The organism is Pseudoalteromonas sp. 2CM36K (assembly GCF_023161865.1).
GTDB classification, from domain to species: Bacteria; Pseudomonadota; Gammaproteobacteria; order Enterobacterales; family Alteromonadaceae; genus Pseudoalteromonas; species Pseudoalteromonas tetraodonis.
Genome location: NZ_JALNTK010000010.1, coordinates 45,536 through 70,251 on the forward strand (window position 1 = coordinate 45,536; position 24,716 = coordinate 70,251).

The 24,716-nt window shown below is 40.1% G+C and carries 25 protein-coding genes and 1 tRNA gene; 18 read left to right on the plus strand and 8 right to left on the minus strand.

Going from position 1 to position 24,716, the window contains the following annotated elements; genetic code table 11:
• Positions 1-39: 39 nt before the first annotated feature.
• A complete protein-coding gene (locus MTN97_RS07895) occupies positions 40-486 on the minus strand; it encodes a DNA polymerase III subunit chi (protein WP_036979998.1) in 447 nt (148 codons plus the stop codon).
• Positions 487-658: 172 nt separating this feature from the next.
• Positions 659-2,170: a leucyl aminopeptidase gene (gene pepA, locus MTN97_RS07900; protein ID WP_036979996.1), complete on the minus strand. Its 1,512-nt coding sequence runs from the start codon at positions 2,168-2,170 to the stop codon at positions 659-661.
• 307 nt (positions 2,171-2,477) lie between these two features.
• Here pepA and lptF point away from each other — a divergent pair, with 307 nt between their 5' ends.
• On the plus strand, positions 2,478-3,590 hold the full coding sequence (lptF, locus tag MTN97_RS07905; RefSeq protein ID WP_036983304.1) for an LPS export ABC transporter permease LptF: 1,113 nt from the start codon (positions 2,478-2,480) through the stop codon (positions 3,588-3,590).
• Positions 3,587-4,654, plus strand: a complete 1,068-nt coding sequence (gene lptG / locus MTN97_RS07910; protein WP_214552088.1) for an LPS export ABC transporter permease LptG — start codon at positions 3,587-3,589, stop codon at positions 4,652-4,654. The genes lptF and lptG overlap by 4 nt, the downstream gene beginning before the upstream one ends.
• 113 nt (positions 4,655-4,767) lie before the next feature.
• Here the strand turns inward: lptG and MTN97_RS07915 are convergent, their stop codons facing one another.
• Positions 4,768-5,265 (minus strand): RDD family protein, encoded by a 498-nt coding sequence (locus tag MTN97_RS07915; protein ID WP_036979992.1) that lies wholly within the window; start codon positions 5,263-5,265, stop codon positions 4,768-4,770.
• A 271-nt stretch (positions 5,266-5,536) separates the two neighbouring features.
• Between MTN97_RS07915 and MTN97_RS07920 the strand changes: the two genes are divergently transcribed.
• The 4 genes from MTN97_RS07920 to tyrS all read left to right on the plus strand — a co-directional run bounded on the left by MTN97_RS07920 (position 5,537) and on the right by tyrS (position 9,108).
• A tRNA-Leu gene (locus MTN97_RS07920) sits at positions 5,537-5,621 on the plus strand.
• Positions 5,622-5,940: 319 nt separating this feature from the next.
• Positions 5,941-6,930 carry a fatty acid desaturase gene (locus MTN97_RS07925; protein WP_214552087.1) on the plus strand — a complete coding sequence of 330 codons (990 nt, stop codon included), beginning with the start codon at positions 5,941-5,943 and terminating at the stop codon, positions 6,928-6,930.
• A gap of 24 nt (positions 6,931-6,954) precedes the next feature.
• A complete protein-coding gene (locus MTN97_RS07930) occupies positions 6,955-7,761 on the plus strand; it encodes a LuxR C-terminal-related transcriptional regulator (RefSeq protein WP_248474103.1) in 807 nt (268 codons plus the stop codon).
• A gap of 84 nt (positions 7,762-7,845) precedes the next feature.
• Positions 7,846-9,108 carry a tyrosine--tRNA ligase gene (gene tyrS, locus MTN97_RS07935; protein WP_248474104.1) on the plus strand — a complete coding sequence of 421 codons (1,263 nt, stop codon included), beginning with the start codon at positions 7,846-7,848 and terminating at the stop codon, positions 9,106-9,108.
• A 48-nt stretch (positions 9,109-9,156) separates the two neighbouring features.
• Here the strand turns inward: tyrS and MTN97_RS07940 are convergent, their stop codons facing one another.
• Complete coding sequence (locus MTN97_RS07940; RefSeq protein WP_214552084.1) at positions 9,157-10,350, minus strand: MFS transporter; 1,194 nt, start codon at positions 10,348-10,350, stop codon at positions 9,157-9,159.
• 114 nt (positions 10,351-10,464) lie between these two features.
• Between MTN97_RS07940 and MTN97_RS07945 the strand changes: the two genes are divergently transcribed.
• Positions 10,465-11,259 (plus strand): helix-turn-helix domain-containing protein, encoded by a 795-nt coding sequence (locus MTN97_RS07945; RefSeq protein WP_248474105.1) that lies wholly within the window; start codon positions 10,465-10,467, stop codon positions 11,257-11,259.
• Here the strand turns inward: MTN97_RS07945 and MTN97_RS07950 are convergent.
• Positions 11,247-13,316 carry a TonB-dependent receptor gene (locus MTN97_RS07950; RefSeq protein ID WP_248474106.1) on the minus strand — a complete coding sequence of 690 codons (2,070 nt, stop codon included), beginning with the start codon at positions 13,314-13,316 and terminating at the stop codon, positions 11,247-11,249. The genes MTN97_RS07945 and MTN97_RS07950 overlap by 13 nt on opposite strands.
• A 56-nt stretch (positions 13,317-13,372) precedes the next feature.
• Complete coding sequence (locus MTN97_RS07955) at positions 13,373-14,029, minus strand: YoaK family protein (protein WP_248474107.1); 657 nt, start codon at positions 14,027-14,029, stop codon at positions 13,373-13,375.
• A gap of 143 nt (positions 14,030-14,172) precedes the next feature.
• On the opposite strand from MTN97_RS07955, the gene MTN97_RS07960 reads away from it, so the two are divergent.
• From MTN97_RS07960 to MTN97_RS07975, 4 genes are all read left to right on the plus strand, one after another.
• Entirely contained in the window at positions 14,173-14,421 is a 249-nt protein-coding gene (locus MTN97_RS07960) for a TIGR03643 family protein (RefSeq protein ID WP_013464176.1), read from the plus strand.
• Between the two features lie 72 nt (positions 14,422-14,493).
• Positions 14,494-14,877 carry a hypothetical protein gene (locus MTN97_RS07965; protein WP_248474108.1) on the plus strand — a complete coding sequence of 128 codons (384 nt, stop codon included), beginning with the start codon at positions 14,494-14,496 and terminating at the stop codon, positions 14,875-14,877.
• Between the two features lie 9 nt (positions 14,878-14,886).
• Complete coding sequence (locus MTN97_RS07970) at positions 14,887-15,966, plus strand: endonuclease/exonuclease/phosphatase family protein (RefSeq protein WP_036979968.1); 1,080 nt, start codon at positions 14,887-14,889, stop codon at positions 15,964-15,966.
• A gap of 73 nt (positions 15,967-16,039) precedes the next feature.
• Positions 16,040-16,579 carry a DUF924 family protein gene (locus tag MTN97_RS07975; protein ID WP_248474109.1) on the plus strand — a complete coding sequence of 180 codons (540 nt, stop codon included), beginning with the start codon at positions 16,040-16,042 and terminating at the stop codon, positions 16,577-16,579.
• A gap of 70 nt (positions 16,580-16,649) precedes the next feature.
• Here MTN97_RS07975 and MTN97_RS07980 read toward each other — a convergent pair whose 3' ends face one another.
• Positions 16,650-18,026, minus strand: coding sequence for an NAD-dependent succinate-semialdehyde dehydrogenase (locus MTN97_RS07980; RefSeq protein WP_248474110.1), 1,377 nt, complete (start codon positions 18,024-18,026; stop codon positions 16,650-16,652).
• A gap of 200 nt (positions 18,027-18,226) precedes the next feature.
• Between MTN97_RS07980 and MTN97_RS07985 the strand changes: the two genes are divergently transcribed.
• The 3 genes from MTN97_RS07985 to MTN97_RS07995 all read left to right on the plus strand — a co-directional run bounded on the left by MTN97_RS07985 (position 18,227) and on the right by MTN97_RS07995 (position 20,394).
• On the plus strand, positions 18,227-19,261 hold the full coding sequence (locus MTN97_RS07985) for a nitronate monooxygenase family protein (protein WP_248474111.1): 1,035 nt from the start codon (positions 18,227-18,229) through the stop codon (positions 19,259-19,261).
• A gap of 6 nt (positions 19,262-19,267) precedes the next feature.
• On the plus strand, positions 19,268-19,834 hold the full coding sequence (locus MTN97_RS07990; protein ID WP_036979957.1) for a Crp/Fnr family transcriptional regulator: 567 nt from the start codon (positions 19,268-19,270) through the stop codon (positions 19,832-19,834).
• A gap of 62 nt (positions 19,835-19,896) precedes the next feature.
• The gene (locus tag MTN97_RS07995; protein WP_036979954.1) at positions 19,897-20,394 is read left to right on the plus strand and encodes a YgjV family protein; all 498 of its coding nucleotides are present in this window, start codon (positions 19,897-19,899) and stop codon (positions 20,392-20,394) included.
• 39 nt (positions 20,395-20,433) lie between these two features.
• Here MTN97_RS07995 and MTN97_RS08000 read toward each other — a convergent pair whose 3' ends face one another.
• Positions 20,434-20,949 (minus strand): NUDIX hydrolase, encoded by a 516-nt coding sequence (locus tag MTN97_RS08000; protein WP_138626123.1) that lies wholly within the window; start codon positions 20,947-20,949, stop codon positions 20,434-20,436.
• Positions 20,950-21,176: 227 nt separating this feature from the next.
• Here MTN97_RS08000 and MTN97_RS08005 point away from each other — a divergent pair, with 227 nt between their 5' ends.
• The 4 genes from MTN97_RS08005 to MTN97_RS08020 are packed head-to-tail and all read left to right on the plus strand — an operon-like array spanning position 21,177 to position 24,710.
• Positions 21,177-22,517, plus strand: coding sequence for a sigma-54-dependent transcriptional regulator (locus MTN97_RS08005; protein WP_248474112.1), 1,341 nt, complete (start codon positions 21,177-21,179; stop codon positions 22,515-22,517).
• A 17-nt stretch (positions 22,518-22,534) separates the two neighbouring features.
• Positions 22,535-22,744, plus strand: coding sequence for a hypothetical protein (locus MTN97_RS08010; RefSeq protein ID WP_028834349.1), 210 nt, complete (start codon positions 22,535-22,537; stop codon positions 22,742-22,744).
• A gap of 18 nt (positions 22,745-22,762) precedes the next feature.
• Positions 22,763-24,247 carry an ATP-binding protein gene (locus tag MTN97_RS08015; protein ID WP_248474113.1) on the plus strand — a complete coding sequence of 495 codons (1,485 nt, stop codon included), beginning with the start codon at positions 22,763-22,765 and terminating at the stop codon, positions 24,245-24,247.
• 1 nt (position 24,248) lies between these two features.
• A complete protein-coding gene (locus MTN97_RS08020) occupies positions 24,249-24,710 on the plus strand; it encodes a response regulator (RefSeq protein WP_069439234.1) in 462 nt (153 codons plus the stop codon).
• Positions 24,711-24,716 lie beyond the last annotated feature (6 nt).

Genomic DNA, 24,716 nt, shown 5'->3' on the forward strand with positions numbered 1-24,716 from the left:
GTACTTAAATGAGTTAGTTAGCTTTGTACGCAGTGAGCGTTAGCGATTAATATCTTGCGTGGTGATATTGGCACCGAGTTGGCGTAGTTTTTTAAAGCGCTCACGAGCGGCTTGTTTGGCTACGGACTCTACGGGTACAAAATCAAAAACTTGGTTAAACCGACGAATAAAATCCGGTAAGTGATTGGCCAAGTTAATTAATACTTTACGATTACCAACGGGTGGTGTTGTGCCTATTTCTACAGGTGCGCCGCCTTTTGGGCCTTCGCCTTGTAAATTGTGAGGTACAAAACTGTCGGCATCAAATGTCCAAATAGTTTCGTCAATGCTGTTGGCGGTTTCTTCGCTATCTACAAAAATAAATACGCGTTGACCAAGCCGATACTGTTGCCCAGCTATTTGAGCTGCTAAAGTAAAGTGATCATCGGCTTTAGCTAATGACTCATCTTGTTGCTTTAAAATGAAAAACTGGGCATTCATGTTCATTGTATCGGGATTTCCCATGACATTGATTGTGCTGTTATTAAATACACACAAATTAAGAAGGGGATTTTGCCATATAACGGGGGTTGCTTCAATTAATACCCAATAAATAAGGCGCTTTAAAAGCGCCTTATTTATTACTCTACATTGAGCTGTGAAGCCCTGTGTTGGTTTGTTAGTCGTGAGTTGCTTCGCTAATACCAGCTCGGTTTAATAAATACTGAGTCAGCATAGGAACAGGACGACCTGTTGCGCCTTTTTTAGCGCCGCTGCGCCATGCCGTACCGGCAATATCTAAATGAGCCCAATTATACTTTTTAGTAAATTTAGATAAGAAACAGGCCGCGGTAATAGTGCCTGCAGCTCGGCCACCTAAGTTAGTAAAGTCGGCAAACGGGCTTTCTAGTTGATCTTGATAATCATCCCATAATGGCAGTTGCCATGCACGATCGCCACTTTGCTCCGACGCTTTTAATAAATCATGCGCCAGTGGATTATGGTTTGCTAATAAACCCGTAGCGTGGGCACCTAAAGCAACAATACACGCACCGGTTAATGTAGCCACATCAATCACGGTTTCAGGTTCAAAACGCTCAACATAGGTTAGCGCGTCACATAACACTAAACGGCCTTCGGCATCAGTATTAAGTACTTCAACCGTTTGTCCAGACATAGTGGTTAAAATATCACCTGGGCGATAGGCGTTTGAGCTTGGCATGTTTTCACAGCCGGCTAAAACACCAATTACGTTTATAGGTAGCTGCATTTGTGCAAGCGAGCGCATAGCACCAATAACACCAGCTGCGCCCCCCATGTCGTATTTCATTTCATCCATGCTTTCGCCTGGTTTTAATGAAATACCGCCTGAGTCAAAGGTTAAGCCTTTACCAACTAATACGATAGGCGCTTGGTCATCGCCTGCGCCTTTGTAGTTAATTACTGACATAACTGATTCGTTATCACTACCACGACCAACTGCTAGGTATGAGTTCATTCCTAGTTCGGCCATTTTATCTTCGCCAATTAGCTCAACAGTGATGTTGTCAAAATTAGCTTCCAGTTCTTTGGCTTGCTCGCCAAGGTACGCTGGATTGCAAATATTAGGCGGCATATTGGCAACGTCTTTGCACAACTTGCTGCCAGCAGCAATCGCTAGGCCATGCTCAATGGCACTTTCACCTATAGTCAGTTCGCGGCGCGTAGGAACGTTAAATACCATTTTACGCAGTGGACGACGAGGGTCTACTTTCTTACTTTTTAGCTGATTGAAGGTGTATAAACAGTCTTGGGTTGTTTCTACCGCTTGACGCACTTTCCAATAGGTATCACGGCCTTTAACGTGTTGCTCAGTTAAAAAGCACACTGCTTCCATCGAGCCTGTTTCATTTAAGGTGTTGATAGTTTTTGAAATAATTTGTTTATATTGTTTATCGTCTAGTTCGCGTTCTTTACCGCAGCCAACGAGTAGAATACGTTCGCTTAAAATATTAGGTACATGGTGTAATAGTAATACTTGCCCTGGCTTACCTTCTAAGTCGCCACGACGTAATAAATTTGAGATATAACCATCGCTGATTTTATCAAGTTGTTCACCAATGGGGGATAACCTGCGTGGTTCATATACACCCACAACGATACACGCACTGCGTTGTTTTTCTGGGCTACCACTTTTTACGTTGAATTCCATTGTCACTCCTGATTTTGAGTCATCTATAGAAGCTAAATTGGGACTAAAAATGTGTTTTCTAGTCTTTTTACCTAAATTTTTAGGTCTAGCGCTAATATTAGTAGATTTTACTCGACTCTTACTGTGTATTTGAACTTTATATGCTTAAGGGTTACTAATGCAACATTATATCGTGATGTTAGGTAGGATAATTAATATTGATGGCTTATAATATGTGCTTAATACTCATTTAAAATGGGTGAATTAACTAGTTCACTCATCGTTTTTTATTATTATATTGAAATTCCATGTTTAACAGGGGCGAATGTTGCTAATTTTCCGTTATTTGACCACTGAGGTTTTAAAATCGCAGGTCGCCGTATTTTTAACTTTAATGACCATATTTTTGTCGCAAAAGTTTGTTGTTATTCTTGGTGATGCCTCAGAGGGGAGCATCCCAGCAAAGCTTGTGTTTGCCATGATTGCGCTTAAGTTGCCACAGTTAGCATCACTAATTTTGCCTCTGAGCTTATTTTTAGGAATTATTTTAGCTTATAGCCGTATTTACGCTGACAGTGAAATGACAGTACTTAAAGCTTGTGGCGTGAGTGAGTGGTATGTGGTGCGTATTACGCTTATTTCTAGTGTCATCTTAGCGTTACTCGCCGCGGTACTTACCTTGTATGTTGCACCTTGGGCTAGCGAGCAAGAATATCAATTAAAAGAGCAAGCAAAGGCGGATGCTGGATTATCGGCGCTTAGAGCTGGGCGTTTTCAACAAACCGGTAATGAAAAAGCCGTGGTATTTATTCATAATATTGAAAATGGCGGCAAAGAACTTAATAAAGTATTTGTTGCACAGTTGCCAGATAGTGAAAAAGGCGATTTAGCGCGTTTAGTATATGCTGAGCAAGGCGTTGTAATTGAAGCACAAAATGGTGAGCAGCAGTTAGTACTTACTGACGGTAAACGCTACGAAACTGACGGTGAAGCGCCTTCTCTTAACTTAACTGAGTTTGATGGCTACAGCGTACAGATTCGCGAACAAGAAATAGAACATCAGCGGCGTAAGTTAGAAGCTGTGCCAACTCGTGAACTTATGTCAATTAATACTCCCGAAGCAATTGCACAGTGGCAATGGCGTTTAGCTATTCCGTTATCTATTCCATTATTAACTTTACTAGCAGTACCCCTTAGCGTTGTTAATCCGCGTCAAGGTAAATTTGCTAAATTAGTGCCTGCTTTGAGCTTATATTTAGGGTATTTCATTTTACTCAATGCGGCTAAATTTGCGGTAGAAGATGGGAAAATTCCGCCCTCTATTGGCCTATGGTGGATTCACCTAAGTGCATTATTTATAGGTAGTTTATTAATTATTAAAGGCCGCCCATTAGGTGTTTGGTTAAAAGCTGTCGTGACTAAACGGGAGCAACACATATGATGAAAACGCTTGATTGGTATTTAGGCCGTAGCATTATGCAAACGACTGGATTTGCACTAATGGTATTGGTGGGGATCAGTACTTTAATAAAATTTATAGAGCAGCTTAAATCGGTTGGCCGTGGTAGTTACGATATTATGACCGCCTTGCTATATACCATTTATAGTATGCCTGGCGATTTAGTGGTGTTTTTTCCAATGGCAGCACTTATCGGTGGCTTAACAGGGCTAGGTGCTTTGGCCTCTAATAGTGAGCTGGTAGTGATGCAAGCAGCGGGTATGTCGCGTTTACAAATTATTGGCTCGGTAATGAAAACCGCAATTTTTATGGCGCTGTGCGTAATGGCATTAGGTGAGTGGGGGGCGCCCGCAGCTCAATTGCACGCTAAGGAAATGCGTAACCAAGCTATTCATGGTGGGGATGTATTTAATGCGCAAAAAGGCGTGTGGGCTAAAGATGGCAGTAACTTTATTAATATTGAAGACGTTGACCAAAACGGCATGCTCCGCGGCGTAAATATGTACCACTTTGATAAGTCGTTACTACTTACACAAATTACTAAAGCAAAAGAAGCGGTAGGGCGTGATAATGGCTGGTTACTGCGCGATGTGAATAAAGTATTGATCAGTGAAGAGCTTATTACCACGGAGCAAGTTAATGAAGAGTTTTATCCGTCGCAGCTTACTGGGGAAAAACTTGGCGTGGTTTCAGTAAAACCAGAGTCTTTGTCGTTTTCCGGATTGTGGTCATATTTAGCTTATTTACAGCAAAATGAACAAGACACCAGTACCTATGATTTAGCGTTATGGCGTAAGTTAATGCAGCCCGTGTCTATTGCTGTGATGTTGTTGGTTGCCTTATCGTTTATATTTGGTCCGCTACGAACTGTAACTATGGGGGCACGAATTATTATGGGAGTGGTAACGGGGATAGTGTTCCACTTAACCAATGAGATATTTGGCCCAGTGGTAATGGTATATCAAATTCCAGCCATTGTAGGCGCCGTTCTGCCGAGCATTTTATTTACTGGGTTTGCAGCTTATTTGATGAATAAGCGGGTTTAATTTAATTTGTAGCTTTATTAAAAAACGCGGCCTTTTTTAAAAGTGCCGCGTTTTTTATGCTTTAGCTTGAGGTTATACCAATTAGCTTAATTAAGTATTATTGCGGATTGATATCATAGTTCGCGATACACGCGTTTATTTTCTTCTTTGGTGAGCGTAACTACTTCGGTTTTTGATAAGTAATCTTGCAGTGCTTTTTTATTTTTAAAGTCGACTAATACCATTAAATTCCCTAAACCAAGTAATGCGCTGATACTGCGGATAATAGCTTGTGGCCAGCTAATTAAACTTCCTTGGCTGGTTTGCACTTTTAAGCGCCATGCGCGCATACCAATTGTTTGCCCGCTTTTTGTCCAAAAATAGCCAAAAAAGACCAAGCCAACAAGCACCAGCAGCGAGCTGCGAATACCAGAAAGTAATAGTGAATCCTGAATTCGTGCAGATACATCTTCAGCGCCATTGAGGGCAATAACATCAAGGGAAATAAGTCCTTGGATAGCAAATAAATACAATACCACCGCTAGCATCGCAAAAGCGATAATAGCTAATGTGTCGTACACCAATGACGCAAAACGACGCCAAAACCCTGCTCGTGGAAACTCAGCCGACATAAATATACTCTCACTGTTAATGTGCGCGATAGTTTAGCAAATAAGCCATTAAATACTACCTATTACGCTACGTGCTTAACTCGATATTGGCTCAAATGTTAATGGTTGCCTAAATGTTAAGCGGTCGATCACGCTTAATACATAAAACGCTTGCCGCTTTGCTCATTGTTTGTATAATGCTAGGCAATGAGATGGAAGAGGGTACATAATCTTTCACTCTTAAGTGGTTTTTCTTTATCTTCTCGTGTTTAGAAGGTTAAAGAAAAATGATGCCAGCGTGATGAAATTGGTATACATGGGGGATTCAAAATCCCCTGCCGCAAGGCGTGCCGGTTCAAGTCCGGCCGCTGGTACCACTTTTTATAACCCCTGCTAGATTTAGCAGGGGTTTTTTTATGCCTAAGATTTGAGTTTACGGATTTTAATTACAAAAAATGTGTCCAACATTGCTACTTTTATAAGCAGTAGGTTTTGATCTAAACTTGCTCAGTAAACGTTTTGGTTTACCTAACCTTAAGATCTGCTTGAGGTAGGTTTCTTATCCAGAACTATGGTTATATAGTAAACACGTGCCTACTTTAATCGTATTTTTCATTGATACGGGTGTGACAAGTTATGCAATGTGTTTTGACTCGGGTATTATATACCTCAACCTCTTGTTGCGAATAAAACACCATGACTCAACTAACCGCAAAACAGAATATTCAAGCCATTGTAAAAGCGATTAAGGCTGAAGAAGCATTACTGCGTAAAAAACACCCGCTATTAATGCATCAAAATACCTTAGGAATGACTATTTTATTACTTTCTTTGAGTGCATTAATCGGAATTGGCACGCTGTATTATTTTGCTATTATTCCCGCTTGGCTATGCATTATTTTAGCGGCGATTGCTACCTCAATTTCCCATGAGCTTGAGCATGACTTAATCCACAAACAGTATTTTAGCAACCAACCATTTTTGCATAATTTTATGATGTTAACCGTGTGGCTGATGCGTCCTAATACCATAAGCCCATGGTACCGTCGCAAGATGCATTTACATCATCATAAAACGTCGGGTACTGAGCAAGACTTAGAAGAACGTTTGGTAGGTAATGGTATTAAAAATCCGTTTTTACGTGCTTTGGTAATTGTTGATGGATTACTCGGTTTATTAATTAATGCAAAACGTTTTAGTAAAGAAATTAATGGGTTTAGCTTCTTTAAAGTGTTTAATGCAGGTTTTCCAATTACCACTGCGTATTTCGCCATTTTATATAGCGTAATTGTGTTTCACTTAGTTAATTTGTTCACTCCACTGGCTGCTAATTCACCTGTATTGCTGCTTGATGTAATGAATGTGTTTGAATTTCTAATGGTGGTGCTGATTGTGCCTAATATTGTGCGTTCGAGCTCACTTAATTTTGTTACTTCAAGTATGCATTATTACGGCGGTGTTAATAATATGCTTGAACAAACTCACGTCATCACCAGCCGTTTGTTTATGCCATTTAATTTATTTTGCTTTAACTTTGGGCATACTCATACTATTCATCATTTTGTGCCGAATCAGCCGTTTTATTTACGACAAATGATCAGTAAAAAAATCCTTGAAGTGATGCGCCAACACGGCGTGCGTTTTAATGATTTTGCCAGTATTAAGCAAGCAAACTTGTATCAGTAATACTCAGTGTAAAATGGCATCATAATGCAGTCGGACTCGCAGCAGCAATTAACTCAGCAAGATGCGTTAGCGCAATGTGTACAAGCTATAAAGGGGACCAGTTTTGCGCAAAAGCTGGTTAATTACATTGCCCTTATTGTTGAGTTTGATTGTGCGGTTGTATTGGCTTGCAGAGTAAATAAGCATCCCATTTATTTATTCGATTCTATCGAGAAACAGCGTGAACTTTTATTTCAGCGCTACCTTACTAACTCGTTTGTAAACGACCCTTTTTATACTGAACTGGTTAGTAAAGCTGAGGAAGGAGTATTTCGGCTCGCTGATATAGCTCGTTATCAAGATGAACTGACCTTTAAGGCATATCAAAAGCAGTTTTATACTCACACTGGCTGGACTGATGAGCTCAGTATTTGTACTAATATAGGTAACGGTCGCTCGATTGTTATTTACCTTGGTTTATTATCCAATAACCAACGCTTTATTGCGTTGCAAAAGCAGCAATTAATAGCACATTTTAATTTAATAAAAGCACTGTGTAGCCAACATTGGGGTAGCCAAAAATTACTATTAAATCAATTTAATAATTCAGTTACTGGGCAGCTTATAGAAAATGCCCTCACATCATTTGCTAACCTACAACTTACTCAACGAGAGCATCAAGTGGCTTGTTTAATTGTGCAAGGTTGCGACTCCGCAGATATTGCTGCTCAGCTTGGGATTGCCCTAGGTACAGTTAAAAACCATCGCAAACGTATATATTCGCAGTTAAACGTTGCTTCACTGAGTGAATTTTTTCGATTGTTTTTAAATCATTTAATGCACGCAAAATAAAACGCGATTATGTCCCTTTAGGGATATAGTGCCCATCGCTGAGTTTAATTAGTATTTTTCTTATAGATAATTTTGAGAAATACGATGACAGCACATTTACTTAATGACATTACGCAGCGTGGTTTAGTCTCTCAAGTGAGTAATATTGAGCAATTAACCCATAAGCTTAAAACTCCACAGGTGGTTTACTGTGGCTTCGATCCTACCGCAGGTAGCTTACACATAGGGCACTTAGTACCATTAATAATGCTAAAGCGTTTTATGGATGCAGGGCATCAAGGTGTGGCATTAATTGGGGGTGCTACAGGGTTGATTGGTGACCCGAGTTTTAAAGCCACTGAGCGCAATCTAAACACCAAGCAAACGGTGTCACAATGGGTGACAGCGCTTGCAAACCAAGTTGAAAGTGTACTTGGTCCGCATTTAAACCAGCCACTGCAAATAAAAAATAACGCTGACTGGTTTAGCTGTATTGATTTATTAGACTTTTTTCGTGATGTAGGTAAACACTTTTCAATTAACACCATGTTTAACCGCGAGTCAGTAAAACAACGTTTGCAACGTCCAGACCAAGGGTTGTCGTTTACTGAATTTAGTTACTCCTTATTGCAGTCTTATGACTTTGCTAAGCTCAATAGTGAGTTAAATTGTACTTTGCAGATAGGTGGTAACGATCAGTGGGGTAATATTATCAGTGGAATTGATTTAACCCGCCGTTTAAACCAGCAAACAGTGTTTGGTTTAACACTGCCACTTATTACTAAGTCAGATGGCACAAAATTTGGAAAAACTGAGGGCGGTGCTATTTGGCTCGAGCCTAAAAAAACCTCACCGTATCGCTTTTATCAGTTTTGGTTAAATTGTGAAGATGCTGATGTGTATAACTTTTTGCGTTTTTATACTTTTTTGTCAGTTAAAGAAATTGAGGCCATAGAAGCAAACGATAAGATAAGCGGCCAAAAGCCTCAAGCACAGCGCATTTTAGCTGAGCAATTAACACGTTTTGTTCATGCTGAAGAAGGCTTGGCAAGTGCGCAGCGTATCACTGAGTTGTTATTTAATGGTCAGGTGCAAACACTCACCTTGGCAGAGCTTGAACAGTTAGAGCAAGATGGGCTAACCGTGAACACTATTAGCGACACGCAAATAAGTATTGCTGAGTTATTAGTTAAAAGTAAACTGGCCAGCTCAAAGCGACAGGCGCGTGAATTAATAACAGCTAATGCGATTAAAATTAACAGTATGGTCGTTACTGACGAGCATGCGCAGCTTGATATTTCGTTGTTTGAACGCTTTTGGATAATGCAGCGTGGCAAAAAGCAATTCAGGCTTATTAAACTAGTTTAAAGTATAAACAGTGGGCTTATGATTGCACGGCCCACCTTTAATTTACACTTAGGCCTTGTTGCGCATAGTAATATTCCGTCCGCCTAAATAGCCAAACATAGCGCTTAGTGCACTCGCACTCGCGCAAAACCACAAAGTAGATGTCCAGTTACCAAAATAACTATGTAGTGCACCTGCAATAATAGGCCCCGTAGCGGCAAGTAAATAACCAATACACTGCGCCATACCTGAAAGGGCAGCAGCTTGATGTGAGTCGTGAGTACGTAAACTTATAAACGACAAGCCCAATATAAAGCATGCTCCCGAGCAAAACCCCATAGTAATTGACCACACAAACGCATGTACTGGCATATACAGTAGTCCTATTGAAGATAGGCTTGCCAATACTCCTAAGGCAAAGGTGAGTACACGCTGATCTTTCAGTTTTGCTAATAAAGGAATTAAGATAATACCAGGCAATGCCGAAGCCACCTGAAATGAGCCTTGTAATGCACCCGCTTGCTGTGCATTGAAGCCACTGTCAATTAATATACTTGGTAACCAGCCAATAATTATATAAGTAAATAACGAATTACAGCCAAGTAGCAAGGTAATTTGCCACGCAAGCGCTTGGTGCCACACTTTAACCTCATCGGTATTTTCAACTAGATCTTTAGTTGGTTTGGTGCGTAGCTTTAATTGCGGTAACCAAATAAATAAACTTAGTAAAGTAATTAACGCATAACTGGCCAAAGCGATTTGCCAACCCATTTGTTTATATTCTGCAAGTGGAATAATTAACGCTGAGTAACTACCACCAAAAATACCCATAGCAAGTACATACGCCGAGGTCATTACTGCTACTTTATGTGCAAAGTCGCGCTTAATTAAACTCGGTAACAGTACATTACCTATTGCAATGCCTACCCCGATGACAACGGTGCCTAAATAGAGTATCGGCACAGAATCTATCATGCGTGATGCTAAGCCTAGGCCAATCAAAATAAGAGCAATGAATAGCGATACTTCTAAACCTTGTCTTTTAGCTATACTAGTTGCTAATGGGCTTGCTACAGCAAATGCAATTAAAGGTAAGGTGGTAAGCATACCGGCTTGTGATGCGCTTAAATTAAAACTAAGAATTATTTGGTCCAATACAGGCGCTAAACCAGTCACCGGCGCACGTAAGTTACTAGCAATAAGTAAAATACCCAGTATTAATAATGCGAAAGATAAACGAGATTGAGGTTGTTGGATTAACAAGGTAAATGTCCTAGCAGGTTAGTTATTTAGCAAGAGGCAATTGAGCCTAGTATAAAGGCTTAATCATCACTATAATTTAGTAAAAGAGACATTAAATAACTAAAAACGGACAAAATGCAGCTTTCCCAAGATTGGAATGAAATAATAAACTTTGAAATCATGCCGCAGCCGATTATTGCAAAAATAGAATATGCCCAGCTTAGCCGTGAAATTCCACTGCATACACACCCAAAAGGGCAGTTAATTTTAGCTCTATACGGCTATGTTACTTGTGAAGTAGCAACAAAAATGTGGATGGTACCTACCCACAGTGCTATTTGGATCCCAGCAAATGTAGAGCACAGTAATAGGGCATCTGATAGTGCGCATTTATGCCATTTATTTATTGATGTAAACTTACAAGGAATGCCAGCTACAGCCTGTACATTAACTATCAGTCCTCTTGTAAAAGAATTAATGCTTAGTTTGGCAGGTAACCAGCAAAACTATAGCTTAATAGGTAAAACCGCGCGGCTTGCACAAGTATTATTTGATCAATTAGTGGATATGCCAATTCAACCTTTAGATTTTGTACTATCAAAAAATAGTGTGATTAAAAACATGAGTGATCAGCTTATTAGTCAGCCTTATAGCCGCAAAACATTACCACAATGGGCGCAGCAATTTGCTTTAACTGAGCGTACTTTAGCGCGATTGATAAAAAAAGAAACAGGCATGACCTTTGGTAAATGGCGTACTCAATTGCATATTATAATTGCACTGCAGGCGTTATCTAATCAGCAAAGTGTACAACAGGTATCAGAGTTATTAGGTTATGAATCGGTGAGTGCGTTTATTACTATGTTCAAAAAGGTAATGAAAAAATCGCCCATGCGTTACATGAGCGAACTAGTTGCCTACCAATTATAAGTTGCCGAAATCATGGCATTACGCGGTTTTCCTGGGAAGTAACGCTCGCCAGTAAAACTGGTGTAATCGGCGCGCTCAGCGTAAGCAGTGTCTGTTAGGTTTATTATTCGCGCACTGAGTAATAAATGTGGGCTAATTTGCCACTGGCCGCGCAAGCTTAAAATATCGTGGCCTTGATATTCATGTAAGTTTTCAGGGTCGGTAAAGTAGCGGCCCACATAGTGCCATTGCAACGCAAGGCTAATACTCTCGTTGGCTTGCCAGTTAAAATCGATATTAGCAACCTTTCGAGGTGCGGTATCAATATCGTTACCTTTAATATTAATGCTGCCAATAATTTGCTCATTCGAGTACGTATGCTTGGCATAGGTGCCTGCAAAATTAACAGATAAATGCTGATTAAAGCTATGCGCTAATTCAAGCTCAATACCGCGATGCCGAGTTTGGCCGTCATTAACAGTAAAAAAGTCACTGTCGCGGTAGATGGTATTGTGCTTGCTCATCGCATACATCGATAAGCCATAGCGAGTATTGTTGTACATCCCTTTAATACCCATCTCAGCATTATTTGCTATTTCTGCGTCTAAGTTGGCAGTACTTTGCTCGCGTTGTAATTGATAGAGTTCAGCCGCTTGGGGGGCTCGATAGCCTCTTGAAAAATTAGCGTATAATGTATTGTTAGTATTAAGCTGATAGCTCACCCCGAGTTTTGGCGAAAGATTACTAAAGCTGTTTTTAGTGCTTTCGGGGCGGCTATATCGACAGCCACCAAAACCACATTCGTTGCCATCCTCTTTTGTACGCCCTGCAAGCATATTATTTTGATAGTCATATTGCATGTGCTCATAACGCAGCCCAGCGGTAATAAGCCAGTCATTAAGCTGCCAATCAATAGCGGCAAATGGAGCGTATAAGGTTGCATCGACTTGGTAATCGTAATGTTTACCTTGCGGCACAGTGGCCACTAAAAACGCAGAGCCTTGGGTGGGGTTATCTTGGGTTTGTAAAAAATCGGCTTGGGTAAACTCACCATCAAAGCCAAGCTTTAAGTTCGTATTGTCGTTCACATAATGTTGATAAAGCGATTGTAGGCCAAACCCCATTTGACTGTTTTTTTCGAGCGGAGTACCGGGTAAAAAGTGTTTGAAAAAGTCCATGCTTTGGTCACGAATATAAGGAGTAACAACCAGTGTGTTCTCACCTAATTGCCAGCTTGCTTTACTCCAAGCCCTAAGCGAACGGGCTTTTCTAAAGGCGTCAGGATCAAAATTTTGCTGTGCAATATCTTCATCTTTATAGCTTTGAAAGCCACTAATATACCCTGCGGTTTGTTGGTCTAAGTCGGTATAGGTCAACCCCGATATTAAACTTAAGTTGTTGTTAGCGTACCGATGTCGCACATTTATTTTTTGTTGTTTAACGCTTTCATCATCTCGGTAACCGCCATCATCGGTAAAGCTGGCATTAATACCGAACCCTGAATTATCCATAGCATGGCCTGCACGCAATTTATAGCGAGCATAACCGTAAGAGCCATAATCAAAGCCTAGTAAACCACCACCTTGGGTCGTGTCTGGTGTAATGACGTTAATTACGCCATGCACTGCATTTGAGCCATACAGTGCAGAGCCTGGGCCTTTTAATACCTCAATACGCTGTGCCATTTCGCTATGTGCTTCAAACAGCTCATTAATATTGCAAAACCCAGCTGCACGAAGTGCAATACCATCTTCAGCAGTTAAAATTCCTCCACAAGCCCCCGTACCAGAAAGCACCTGCGAGCGCAGGGCGGGTAAATATTCTTGACCATTACCACGTTGTATATTGGCACCTGCAACGCGTTGCAGTGCTTCTTCTACATGGGTAGGGGCTATAAGCTCAAGTTGTGATTCGCTTAATACACTGATCACCAAAGGTAATGGGGTGGAGAGCGCTTCACTACGTGATGCTGTGGTGGTGATACGTTCAATTGATTGCGCGGTATCTTCAGCACACGCACTATTAATTAAACTTAACTGACTGCATAACAATAAAGAGGGTAAATAGTAATATTTCATAAATTCCAGCACATCGGCAAGTTGATAAGTTTAGGGTAGGGGAGTTTGTGAATTGGTTAAAGCACACTCAACCTATAAACCCGATAAGTAATCGATAAAACAATACAAAAAATCCCCGGAAAAACTAAAGTGAGCACTGAGTAATGTTTAAATAGTAATACGCCTACCACTCCACCGGTTAAAAAACCGGCAACAATTAATGCAAAGACCAAGCATTTTCTATTGTCAAAAGCTTCTCCTTTTAGGGCTTTACCAAACATCAAACCCAAATCGGTAAAAATACCGGTTAAATGAGTGGTACGCACTACAGCACCGCTGTAGTTAGTGGCTAAAGCATTTTGTAAGCCGCAGACGGCAGAGGCGAGTGTAAGTGCGTAAGGATATGAATGTTGAAGTAGCTGTGCGCTTACCAGTAGTAAAATACCCTCAATAAATAAGAGCGTATCGTAATGGCGTCCTAACTTAAGTGACCCGCCTGAGAGCATTAAGCCTGTTAATGCCGAGCCAAATATAAAGCTCAGTACAATCGCAATTAAAAATAACGCTGCATTGATGTTGGTAGTAAGTTCAATAGCTAATGAAGTCACCGACCCCGAAACATGAGAAATTGCTTGCTGTTCAAACCCTAATAAACCTACTGCGTTTACCATACCGGCAATAAAAGCGAGGGTAAACGCACCATATTCGACCCACTTAGGTAGTTTTGTAAACATCCTTTTAGCTCCGGTTTCAGTGTGTAGATTAATCATACACTTAATTAAAGTTAATAAATGAAAAGAGGTTATATTTTTAACATCACAAGCAAGTGATGATCGCTAAATTTAACTTTTGCGTATCAACAGAATTTGGAATAAATATGTTTAACCAAGAACAGCAATCACGCATTATAGAAATGGCATGGGAAGACAGAACGCCGTTTGAAGCCATTGAAAATCTGTATGGGCTAAATTACTCACAATTAGTTAATTTTATGCGTGACCACATATCTAGTGGCTCATTTAAAGTGTGGCGTAAGCGCCATGCCGGGCGTAAAACTAAACACCTAAAGTTGCGCGACCCCGCGATTATGCGCAGTCATTGTAAAACACAGTACAAACAGCGCTAACTTTAGGGTTTCATGTGTTGTTCAGGCTTAAGCGTTAATAATCTTCAGTAATAACCACACTGGAGAACAGCCATGAAAACATTAATCAGTATTTTATTAATGGTTTTTGCGCTAACGGCAACAAACGCATTTGCTGTACCACACAAAGACAAACATGCAGGCAAGCATGCGAATAAACACGCAAACAAGCATCACTGGAAAAAGCAAAAAAATAACCAATACCATAATAAAAAATGGCTTTCTAAGAAACAAGCCAAGCAGTTAATTCGTCAAGGGTGGACTCTACCAGGGTGGCACAGATCTTATCATCAAGGTGATATCCTTGGGCATGACATTTATAAGCGTGCTAGAGTAATAGACCGAGAAAGAGACACAGTGCGAGTTGAAATTGATCGCACTATTATTCACCTAGTGCACGACACTCGTGAAATACTCTCTATTTTACAGCGCTATTAGGATTTATAAATGCTCACTGTATTGGTCATAGTTACTGGCTTGTTGTTATTAATAACCTTATTACCCCTGTCATACAGTCAGCATTACTTGATACGTAGTTGCGACTTTGTGCGCTTGCAGGTGTGCTACCTAGCAAGCGCTGTAATTATCGTTGCACTAATAGGTATGTGGCAAAGCGGCTTAATTGCTTACTCACTCGTAGCGGTGGTCGCTTTTGTTATTTTAGTTTTGCAAGCTAAATGGATTTATCCCTACACTTGGTTTGCTAAAAAAGAAGTATTAACAGCGCCAAAAAGTAGTGATCATAGCATCAGAATCTTATGCGCTAATGTACTGATGTCGAATCGACATAGTGAGCAGTTAATTAACTTAGTCGATAAATATCAGCCCGATTTACTTATCACCTTAGAAAGCGATAGCTGGTGGCAAGATAAGTTATCTGTGCTTAAAAAAAACTACCCTTATCAAGTACAGTGCCCAAAAGATAACCGTTACGGCATGCATGTATTTAGTAAATTTAACATACTCGATGCACAAATTTGTGAACTCATAGAAGATAATATTCCCTCTATTCATATTTTATTTGAAAACCACCAAGGGCTAAAAATGCAGGGGCATTTTATTCATCCCGCGCCACCAAGCCCAACAGAAAAAGATTCATCGCGTCCGCGCGATAGCGAACTAATAATGGTGGCTAAAGCGCTTAAAAATCCAAGCCGCCCAACGATAGTCGCCGGCGATTTAAATGATGTAGCTTGGTCACGCAGCACCCGTTTATTTATGCAAATCAGTGGCTTTTTAGACCCACGTAAAGGACGGGGCTTTTATAACACTTTTCATGCTGGTTACTTTTTTATGCGCTGGCCGCTCGATCACTTATTTCACTCTACAGGTTTTACCGTAAAGCGTATCAAACGTCTTGCTAAATATGGCTCCGATCACTTTGCTCTGCTTACCGAACTTGTTTATGAAGATGCTAATCAGCAATCACTCGAAACAAAGCCCAGCGAGCTTAAACAGCAAGACATACAAGAGCTTGCTATGAGCAAAGCCGATAAACGTAAAGTGCCTAGGTTTGAAAAAGGCTAGATTAAGTACAGGTGTTAGGTTAAAGGCTTTAGGCGAAAGGCAAAGTTAATACATTAGGGTCGTGCTTTTAAATTTGCGGGATTATATAGCGAGCTATTTTTGGTTTACTGAGCTTGAGCCAAAGCAGTGGTGGCAAAAAGACGAGGCGTTTGATTTGATGATTCAGGCTCGTTTTGGCCAATTACACCAGCAAGCGAGTGCGAGTGAGTTATTTCAATGGCGTGAGAGTGCATTAGGCAGCCTAGCTGAAATTATCGTGCTTGATCAGTTCTCGCGAAATATTTATCGTGATAAGCCAGCATCATTCGCCTGTGATTCAATGGCTTTAGCGTTAGCACAATCGGCCATTACAAAAGGGTTTGATAAGAAGTTGACGGATGAGCAGCGAGTATTTTTGTATATGCCTTTTATGCACAGCGAATCGCAGTTAATTCATAAGGAAGCAGTCCGGCTATTTAAGGCGTTAGGTATTCAAAATAACTTAGACTTTGAGTATCAACATAAAGCGATTATCGATAGATTTAATCGTTACCCGCATCGTAATAAAATATTGGGGCGGGAGTCTACAGAAGAAGAACGCGAGTTTTTAAAACAGCCCAATTCAGGTTTTTAGATTTATCAGGCAAAAAACACCGCGCTTATTACAAGCGCGGTGTTTAGTTTTATTAACCAGATACCTGATATTAGCTATTAATCATGATGCTTTTAACATTCACAAACTCGCGAATACCAAAGCCGCCATGTTCTCTGCCATAGCCACTGTCTTTAACACCGCCAAATGGTAGGTTCGGTTGTGCCAGTCCGTAACCGTTTATGTTGATCATACCGGTATCAAAATGCTTTTTAGCCAGCTCAATGGCTTTTTTCTCATCTTTTGAAAAGATGCCGCCGCCTAGTCCATAACGGGAGTCGTTGGCAATACGCATAGCGTCGTCATTATCTTTGGCTTTAATCAAAGATGCCACAGGGCCAAATAATTCGTCATCATATGCAGGCATCCCTGGTGATAAATTTTCTAGTACTGTAGGTGGGTAGTAATAGCCTGTTTGCTTCGGAATTTCGCCGCCTACAATTACTTTTGCGCCTGCATTTACCGAGTCTTGCACTTGCTGATGAATTTTGTCGCGTAAATCTTCTCGTGCCATAGGGCCCAGTTCAGTATCTTTATCCATAGGGTCGCCCATTTTAATTGCTTTAAATTGCTGGCTCAGTGCTTCTTTAAAGTCATTGTATAATGAGTCAACTACCACAAAACGCTTGGCAGCCACACAGGTTTGGCCATTGTTAATAATGCGGCCCTGCAAACAGGTTTTAACTGCCAGTGCGAGGTCAGCATCATCAAGTACAACATAAGCGTCATTACTACCCAGTTCTAGTACGGTTTTTTTAACGTGCTTACCGGCCTGCTCAGCTACTTTTTTGCCTGTGCCATCACTTCCTGTGAAGGTAACGCCACTAATGTGTTTATGGGAGATAAGTGCGCTGGCTGTTTTTCCGTCAATTAGTAAGTTACTAAAGCAATGCTCAGGGAACCCAGCTTGTTTAAATAAGGTATCTATTTTTTCAGCCATACCAAATACATTGCCTGCGTGTTTTAATACCGTGGTATTACCCGCCATAATATTTGCGGCGCTGTATCTAATAACTTGATAAAGTGGGAAGTTCCATGGCTGAATACCTAGTAACACGCCAGTGGGGCGATAACTTATAATTGCACGACCGCCTTGCATATCGCGTTCTTCGTCGCTCAGCATATCGGCGCCATGTTCTGCGGTATAACGGCAAATGTCAGCACAAAGCTGCACTTCTTGAAAGCCTTGTTCGTACACTTTACCCATTTCTTCGGTCATCAGTTTAGCAAGCGCTTCTTTTTGCTCTTCAAATAAAGAGGCTAGCTTATTCAGGTATTTAGCGCGCTCAGTAAACGAGGTTAATCGCCATGTTAAGTATGTTTCATGAGACTTTTCGATCACTTGTTCTGCTTGAGCTTGAGAAAGCAGCGTATAGCTATTGATGACTTGCTCAGTTGCTGGATTGATCGTATCTACTGTGTTACTCATTTTACCTCCTAACAAATTATGTAATAGGGTAGGTGCAAAACCAAAGCCAGTTGGGTGATAGTTTATAATAATTCATAACTTTTTGTTAATAATGGTTTTTATATTACTTCATACAAAAATCTAGATTTTGTTTGTTCGTTGTTTTTGCTATGGTTCTGTAAATACTGCAAGTTGTTGAAAAAGTTACAGGGAGTAGTTAGATGATACAGTCATTGTTTAATATCGATTTACCTCTTATTCAAGCGCCCATGGCGGGCGTACAAAGCGTTGAGTTGGCTGCAAGCGTTTGTGAAGCTGGTGGGCTAGGGTCGTTGCCTTGCGCTATGTTAACGCCAGCACAGTTAGTTGAACAGCTCGACTTGCTTACTCAAAAAACAGATAAACCATTTAATCTAAACTTTTTTTGTCACACGGTTACAGATTACACCAGCCAACAAAAGCAGCAATGGCATAATATGCTGAGCCCTTATTTTGCAGAGTATGAAATTGACCCGCAAAGTTTAACCGCAGAGGCATCCCGTCAGCCTATAAACCAAGCCGTTGTAGATATTATTGCTCCCTATAAACCTGCAGTTGTGAGTTTTCATTTTGGTTTACCTGAGCACGCTATTGTGGCGCAAATAAAAAACTGGGGCGCTAAAGTAATTTCAACGGCGACCACTTTAGATGAAGCTATTTGGCTCAGTGAAAATGGCGCTGATGCTGTTATTGCTCAAGGTTTAGAAGCTGGTGGGCATCGAGGGCATTTTTTATCAATGGATTTAAGCTTGCAACAAACCACTGAGCAGTTAGTTAAGCGTTGTGTTGAGCATTTATCATTACCGATTATTGCTGCAGGAGGTATTGCAATGCCAGATGATGTAAAGCATATGAAAGCGCTGGGGGTAAGTGGAGTTCAAGTTGGTAGCGCTTATTTATTATGTAAAGAAGCAAAAACATCTGCTTTACATCAGCAAGCTATTTTAGAGCAGGCTCAAGATAGCACCGCGCTTACTACTTTGTTCTCTGGTCGAGCCGCGCGGGGTATTCAAAACCGCGTCATGCTCGAGTTAGGTACTATGCCTGAGGGCATGCCTTCGTTTCCTCACGCTAGTAGCGCAATAACAGCATTAAGAACATGCGCTGAAAAAGCAGGCCAAAGTGATTTTTCGCCTTTATGGTGTGGTCAGAAGTATGTGCCTCGGGTGGGGGTATCAGCTGCGGATATTACGCATATTTTAATGGAAAAATGGTAATGTTTAATGTCTGACAACCCACTTTTATCGCTTGGCGATAGTTACGAAGTGCTTATAAATAAGCTTAAATCACAATTGGCAGGTATTTACCCTCAACAGCTTGTCGCGCGCAATACCGTGTTATTGCCCCAAGGCGATGTACAGCGTTATGGCTATTTAATTATGGAGGGGGTTTTAGGTGCTATTCATGATGATATTGATGGCGGGCAAAAATGCAAAGAGTTTTATTTTAAAAATGAGTTTGCATTGCTGTTTGCCAATTGGATGACCTCAAGCCCCGCTTTTTATCAATTAAAAGTAATTAATGAGGCAAGTGTAATTAAAGTACCGCTAACACTATTTGAGCAAGCACAGTACCAACTCATTAAGCAGCAGCTCATTGCGCAGCAACTAATATTTAAAGAAGCCAAAGAAGCATTTTTATTACTCAACAGCCCCGAACAGCGATACTGTTACTTGCTTAAACATAAACCGCATTGGTTGGCGCAGTTAAGCTTAAGCCAAGTGGCTATGTATATAGGTATTTCGGCCATTTCGTTATCACGAATTCGTAAGCGACTTAACTTAAGTTAAGTGCTGTTTATATAAAGCACTATACACTCCTCATTTTTATGCTTTAAGTGCCTTGGAGTGTTATGTTTTTAATTGCCCAATCATTGGTTGCCGTCGCGACTTTACTCGACTTAGCTTCATTTCAGTTTAAGTCCCGACGCATTATTTTATGTTGTTTATTTACCTCTGTGTTATTAACCTCAGTCCACTTTTTTATTTTGGGTTATAACAGTGCCGCCTGCTTAATGCTTATTGCCGCGTTACGTTATTTTTACTGCATATACTTTAAGCATACTTGGGTCATGTTTGGATTTATGGCAGTGAGTTGTTTAGCCGTTTATTTAACATGGCAAGATTGGTTTAGTGGTTTTGCGCTGGTGGCGACATTAATACAAACCATTGCTTCATTTCAAAATAGAGACTTGCACTTGAGGTTATGTATGGTGGTGGGAACCTCTTTTTGGATAACGCATAATATTTTTGCAGGCTCCCCTGTGGCAATAATTATGGAAAGCCTATTTTTAAGTAGTAACTTATTTGGTTTATATCGATTTTATATTAGTAAAAAAAAGTCTTGCTGAACCTCAAATAGGAACGTAAAATGCAGCAATGTAAACTTATTAAAAGAACTGTTTGGCAATTTCTTTTAATAAAAAGGTTTCTCGAATAATCGACAATCCTTGTTTATCGCTATTAGCTAATGTGCGTTCGTTGTGAGCTATCGCCTCAAAAATATTTACCCATTTAGCTTGCATACCATTTTGTTGCTCATAGTGCTCAAGCTGTGCTTGGCCGAGTTGTTCGTTAATTTCGCATACATAACAGTATGACTTTATATGAATAATATCAAAGTCATCTTTGTACCAAGGACGATATTCTTCATAGAGGCCAAACTCACTGCAAATTTTTATATTTTGCGCGCCAGTTTCTTCATTAAGCTCTCTGATAAGTCCTTGTTCAATGCTTTCATTTGAGTCTATGCCACCACCGGGTAAACTGAAATCGTCATAGCGCTGAGTGTACATTAATAAAATATGCTGTTGTTTAAATACAATTGCGCGAGCAGTAGGGCGAGTAAACTGACAACCATGAGTAATATTAATAGTGGGGTGAATAGTGGTTTTTAATAAGCGCATAACGACTCCAGCAATAAAGGTAAATTATATCAGCTGGTTATATTAATTACTTCATTGTTAAAAAGTAATTAGCTGCAAAGCTTGTTAATTTCAGCGCTTATACATATATCTTTAGTTATAATAGCGAATTATAAAAAAATAAAATGTCATTGTTTTGACCATGCTCTGTATATCTTTCATTTGTTGAAAGGGGTGAGTAGAATAATAAAAAAGCATAGGGATTAATCATGTTAAATATACTTTTAGTTGATGACGACATCGAATTTAGTGATGTTATTTGTCACATTGTTGAGTTTCTTGGGCATAATATTCAAACTGCAACCAGTTTAGAAGAAGCGCATCAGTGGTTTGAGAATAATTCCTTTGATCATGTATTACTAGATTTCATGTTACCCGATGGTAGCGGTTTGCACTTATTAGATCATTTGAAAATGATTGGTCAATCTCCTAAAGTCACGCTTATTTCAGGGCACCCATCGGTTAAGGGGATTTTAGCCGATATGTGTGAGCCCAATGTAACGCATTTATTAAAGCCGCTGCAGCGAGAAGATTTAGAACTGGTTTTAAATGGTCCTAAAAAAACTGTTAAAAAAGCTAAGAAAAACGCTATCACCCATCATTTTGATACCTTAATTGGTGAATCTGAGGCAATGCAAAAGCTCTATACTATGATAGAACGTGTTGCTAAAACACAGGCTAACGTAATGTTAGTAGGTGAAAGTGGTGCCGGTAAAGAAGTGGTTGCACAAGCGATTCATAATGCCAGTCAATGCGAAGGACCTTTAATTGCTAGCAACTGTGGCGCCCTTTCAAAAGAGCTTATTGGCAGTGAATTATTTGGTCATGAAAAAGGTGCCTTTACAGGGGCGATAGCCCGCAAAGAGGGCGTGTTTGAACAGGCAAATAATGGCACCTTATTTTTAGATGAAGTCACTGAAATGCCCATTGGCATGCAGCCTAATTTATTGCGCGTATTAGAAACAAAAAAAGTAACAAGGGTAGGTGGCAACCGAGAAATTCCAACTAACTGCCGCGTTATTTCTGCGACCAACCGTTCTTTAATCGATTTAGCCCAAAATAATATTTTACGTGAAGATATTTACTTTAGGCTTGCCGTATTTCCTATTGATATACCGCCATTACGTGAACGAAAAGACGATATTCCATTACTGGCAAAAGTTTTTTTAGAGCAGTTAAATGACGAAAATGGCACTGCTTTTAGCTGGACGAACGAGCAACTTAAAGAGCTGCAAACGTACGACTGGCCAGGTAATGTACGCGAACTTCGTCACGCTATTCACCGCGCTTTTATTATGAGCGATCCACAAACAAGCGATGTGGCACTGCCAAATAACCTAGAGTCACCTTTTTCACGAGTAAATAATCAAGCTCAGGAAAATCAGGTTTCTGCAGGACAAACCATTGAAGAAGTTGAAAAAGAGCTTATTCATGCAACACTCGATAAAGTACAAGGTAATAAAACATTGGCTGCACAAATGTTAGGTATAAGTACTAAAACGCTTTATAACCGCCTTAACGCATATGGTGGCATTGGCGAATATAAATAAAATAACATGAGGATAGTATGGCATTAACTAAACAAATAAAGCCTTTAAACGAACTAGTACATGATGCGCGAGCACCGTTAAATCGTATTTCAATGAATGCTGAGCTTATCAAGCTAGTACTTGAAAACGATATGCCCGTCGAAAAAGCACTCGAGGCACTCGATAAAATAATTGTTAATTGCCAAGCATGTAGTGACAGTTTACAGCTTATTTCAGACTCAAAATAATAAAAACCAGGACGATAAATGATTAAACGCAAACAGCAAGGCAAAGCAAATGTTATATGGGCGTTATTTATCTCCATAATACTATGCATTATTGTAGGTAATGCATTTTTAGCGGTTAATACCATACAAGGCTTAACGCGTACTCAGCAAAGTTTAGATAATACTAATATGCTAAGTACAGCCATTGAGCAAATGCATCTCTCTGTAGTGCAGGCTGAATCAGGGCAGCGCGGGTATTTATTAACGCAGGACGATGATTACTTAGTTCCATATTACGATGCGGTTGCACAAATTGAATCGCAAACCGATTATGTTCGCTCTTTAAACTCTGAAATTGAGGGGCAAGCTGAGCGTATTGCAACGTTAATTTTATTAGTTGATAGTAAAATTGCTGAGCTTAAAAGCACAGTTCAATTAGCATTAAATGACAAAGAAGAACGTGCAATGCTCATACTCAACTCTCATAAAGGGCGTGACCTATACCGAGAGATTCGTGTACTTGTTAATGATATTCAAGATCGAGAGCTGTTATTTAAAGTCAGTCACTTTTCTAAATTAGCGCAAATAAAAAACGAGGCAAAAATCACTTTTGCAATTACAGCCATCACGAGTGCTTTACTTATTGGTGGTATGTTTTTACTTGCGCGGCTTAACTTAAAAAATGCGGCGGTATATCGAGCTGAGCTCGAAATGCAAAACGAAACCTTAGCCAGTAAAGTGACCGAACGTACCCAAGAACTTACGTTATATTCTGATGAGTTAAGTCGCAGTAACCGTGAGTTAGAAGAGTTTGCTTTTGTTGCCAGTCATGACTTGCAAGAGCCGCTGAGAAAAATTCAAGCATTTAGCGATCGTCTTGAAAGCATGTTTAAAGACGAGTTAGGTGAAAAAGGAACTGACTACATTGCTCGAATGAAAAATGCTGCGCAGCGCATGTCTAATTTAATTAATGATTTATTAGAGTTCTCTCGAGTAACAACTCGAGGTAAAGATTTTACCGACACCAATCTAAATAGCATACTTAATGATGTTTTAAGCGATTTAGAAATAGCCATTAACGAGTCTAATGCGCAAGTGATAACGGTTGATATGCCAATCATTCAGGCTGATCCGAGTCAAATGCATCAGCTGTTTTTAAACTTAATTTCAAATGCTGTTAAGTTTAGAGCGCCCAACGTAAACCCTGTTATTGATATTAGCTTTGAACGAATTAGCGAGTTTAGTGAAGACCATAATAGTAAAGTAAGTTGGCATGTTATTACTGTAAAAGATAATGGTATCGGCTTTTCAGCTGAGTATGCAGATAAAATATTTGTGCCATTTCAGCGTTTACATGGGCGTTCTCAATATAAAGGAACCGGCGTTGGATTATCTGTATGTCGCAGAATTGTAGAGCGACATGGAGGAACTATTACAGCAATAAGCACCCCTAACGAAGGCGCAACCTTCATTATTAAACTACCTGTGGATGCAGAGTTATTCACATTACAAGGAGAGGCATAATATGCCATTAACAAACGTAAAACCCATTACCATTTTAATGGCAGACGATGATGAAGATGATCGTTTATTAACCCAAGATGCTCTCGCTGAAAGTCGCGTTTTAAATGAATTACACTTTGTTGAAGACGGTGTAGAGCTTTTAGAGTATTTAGAGCGTACAGGCAAGTTTGAAGATAAAACCCTGTCACCAAGACCTGGCTTGATTTTACTCGACTTAAACATGCCGAGAATGGATGGACGTGAAGCACTTCAAGCGATTAAAGCCAACCCTAATTTAAAAGGTATTCCCGTTGTTATTTTAACTACTTCAAAGCAAGAAGAGGATATGGTTAAAGGTTACGATTTAGGTGCGGCGTCATATATTACCAAGCCAGTAACTTTTGATGGTTTAGTTGAGTTGATGAAAACGTTAGGTAAATACTGGGTTGAATTTGTAGAGCTACCAAGCACGTTTAACGATTAAGCATAT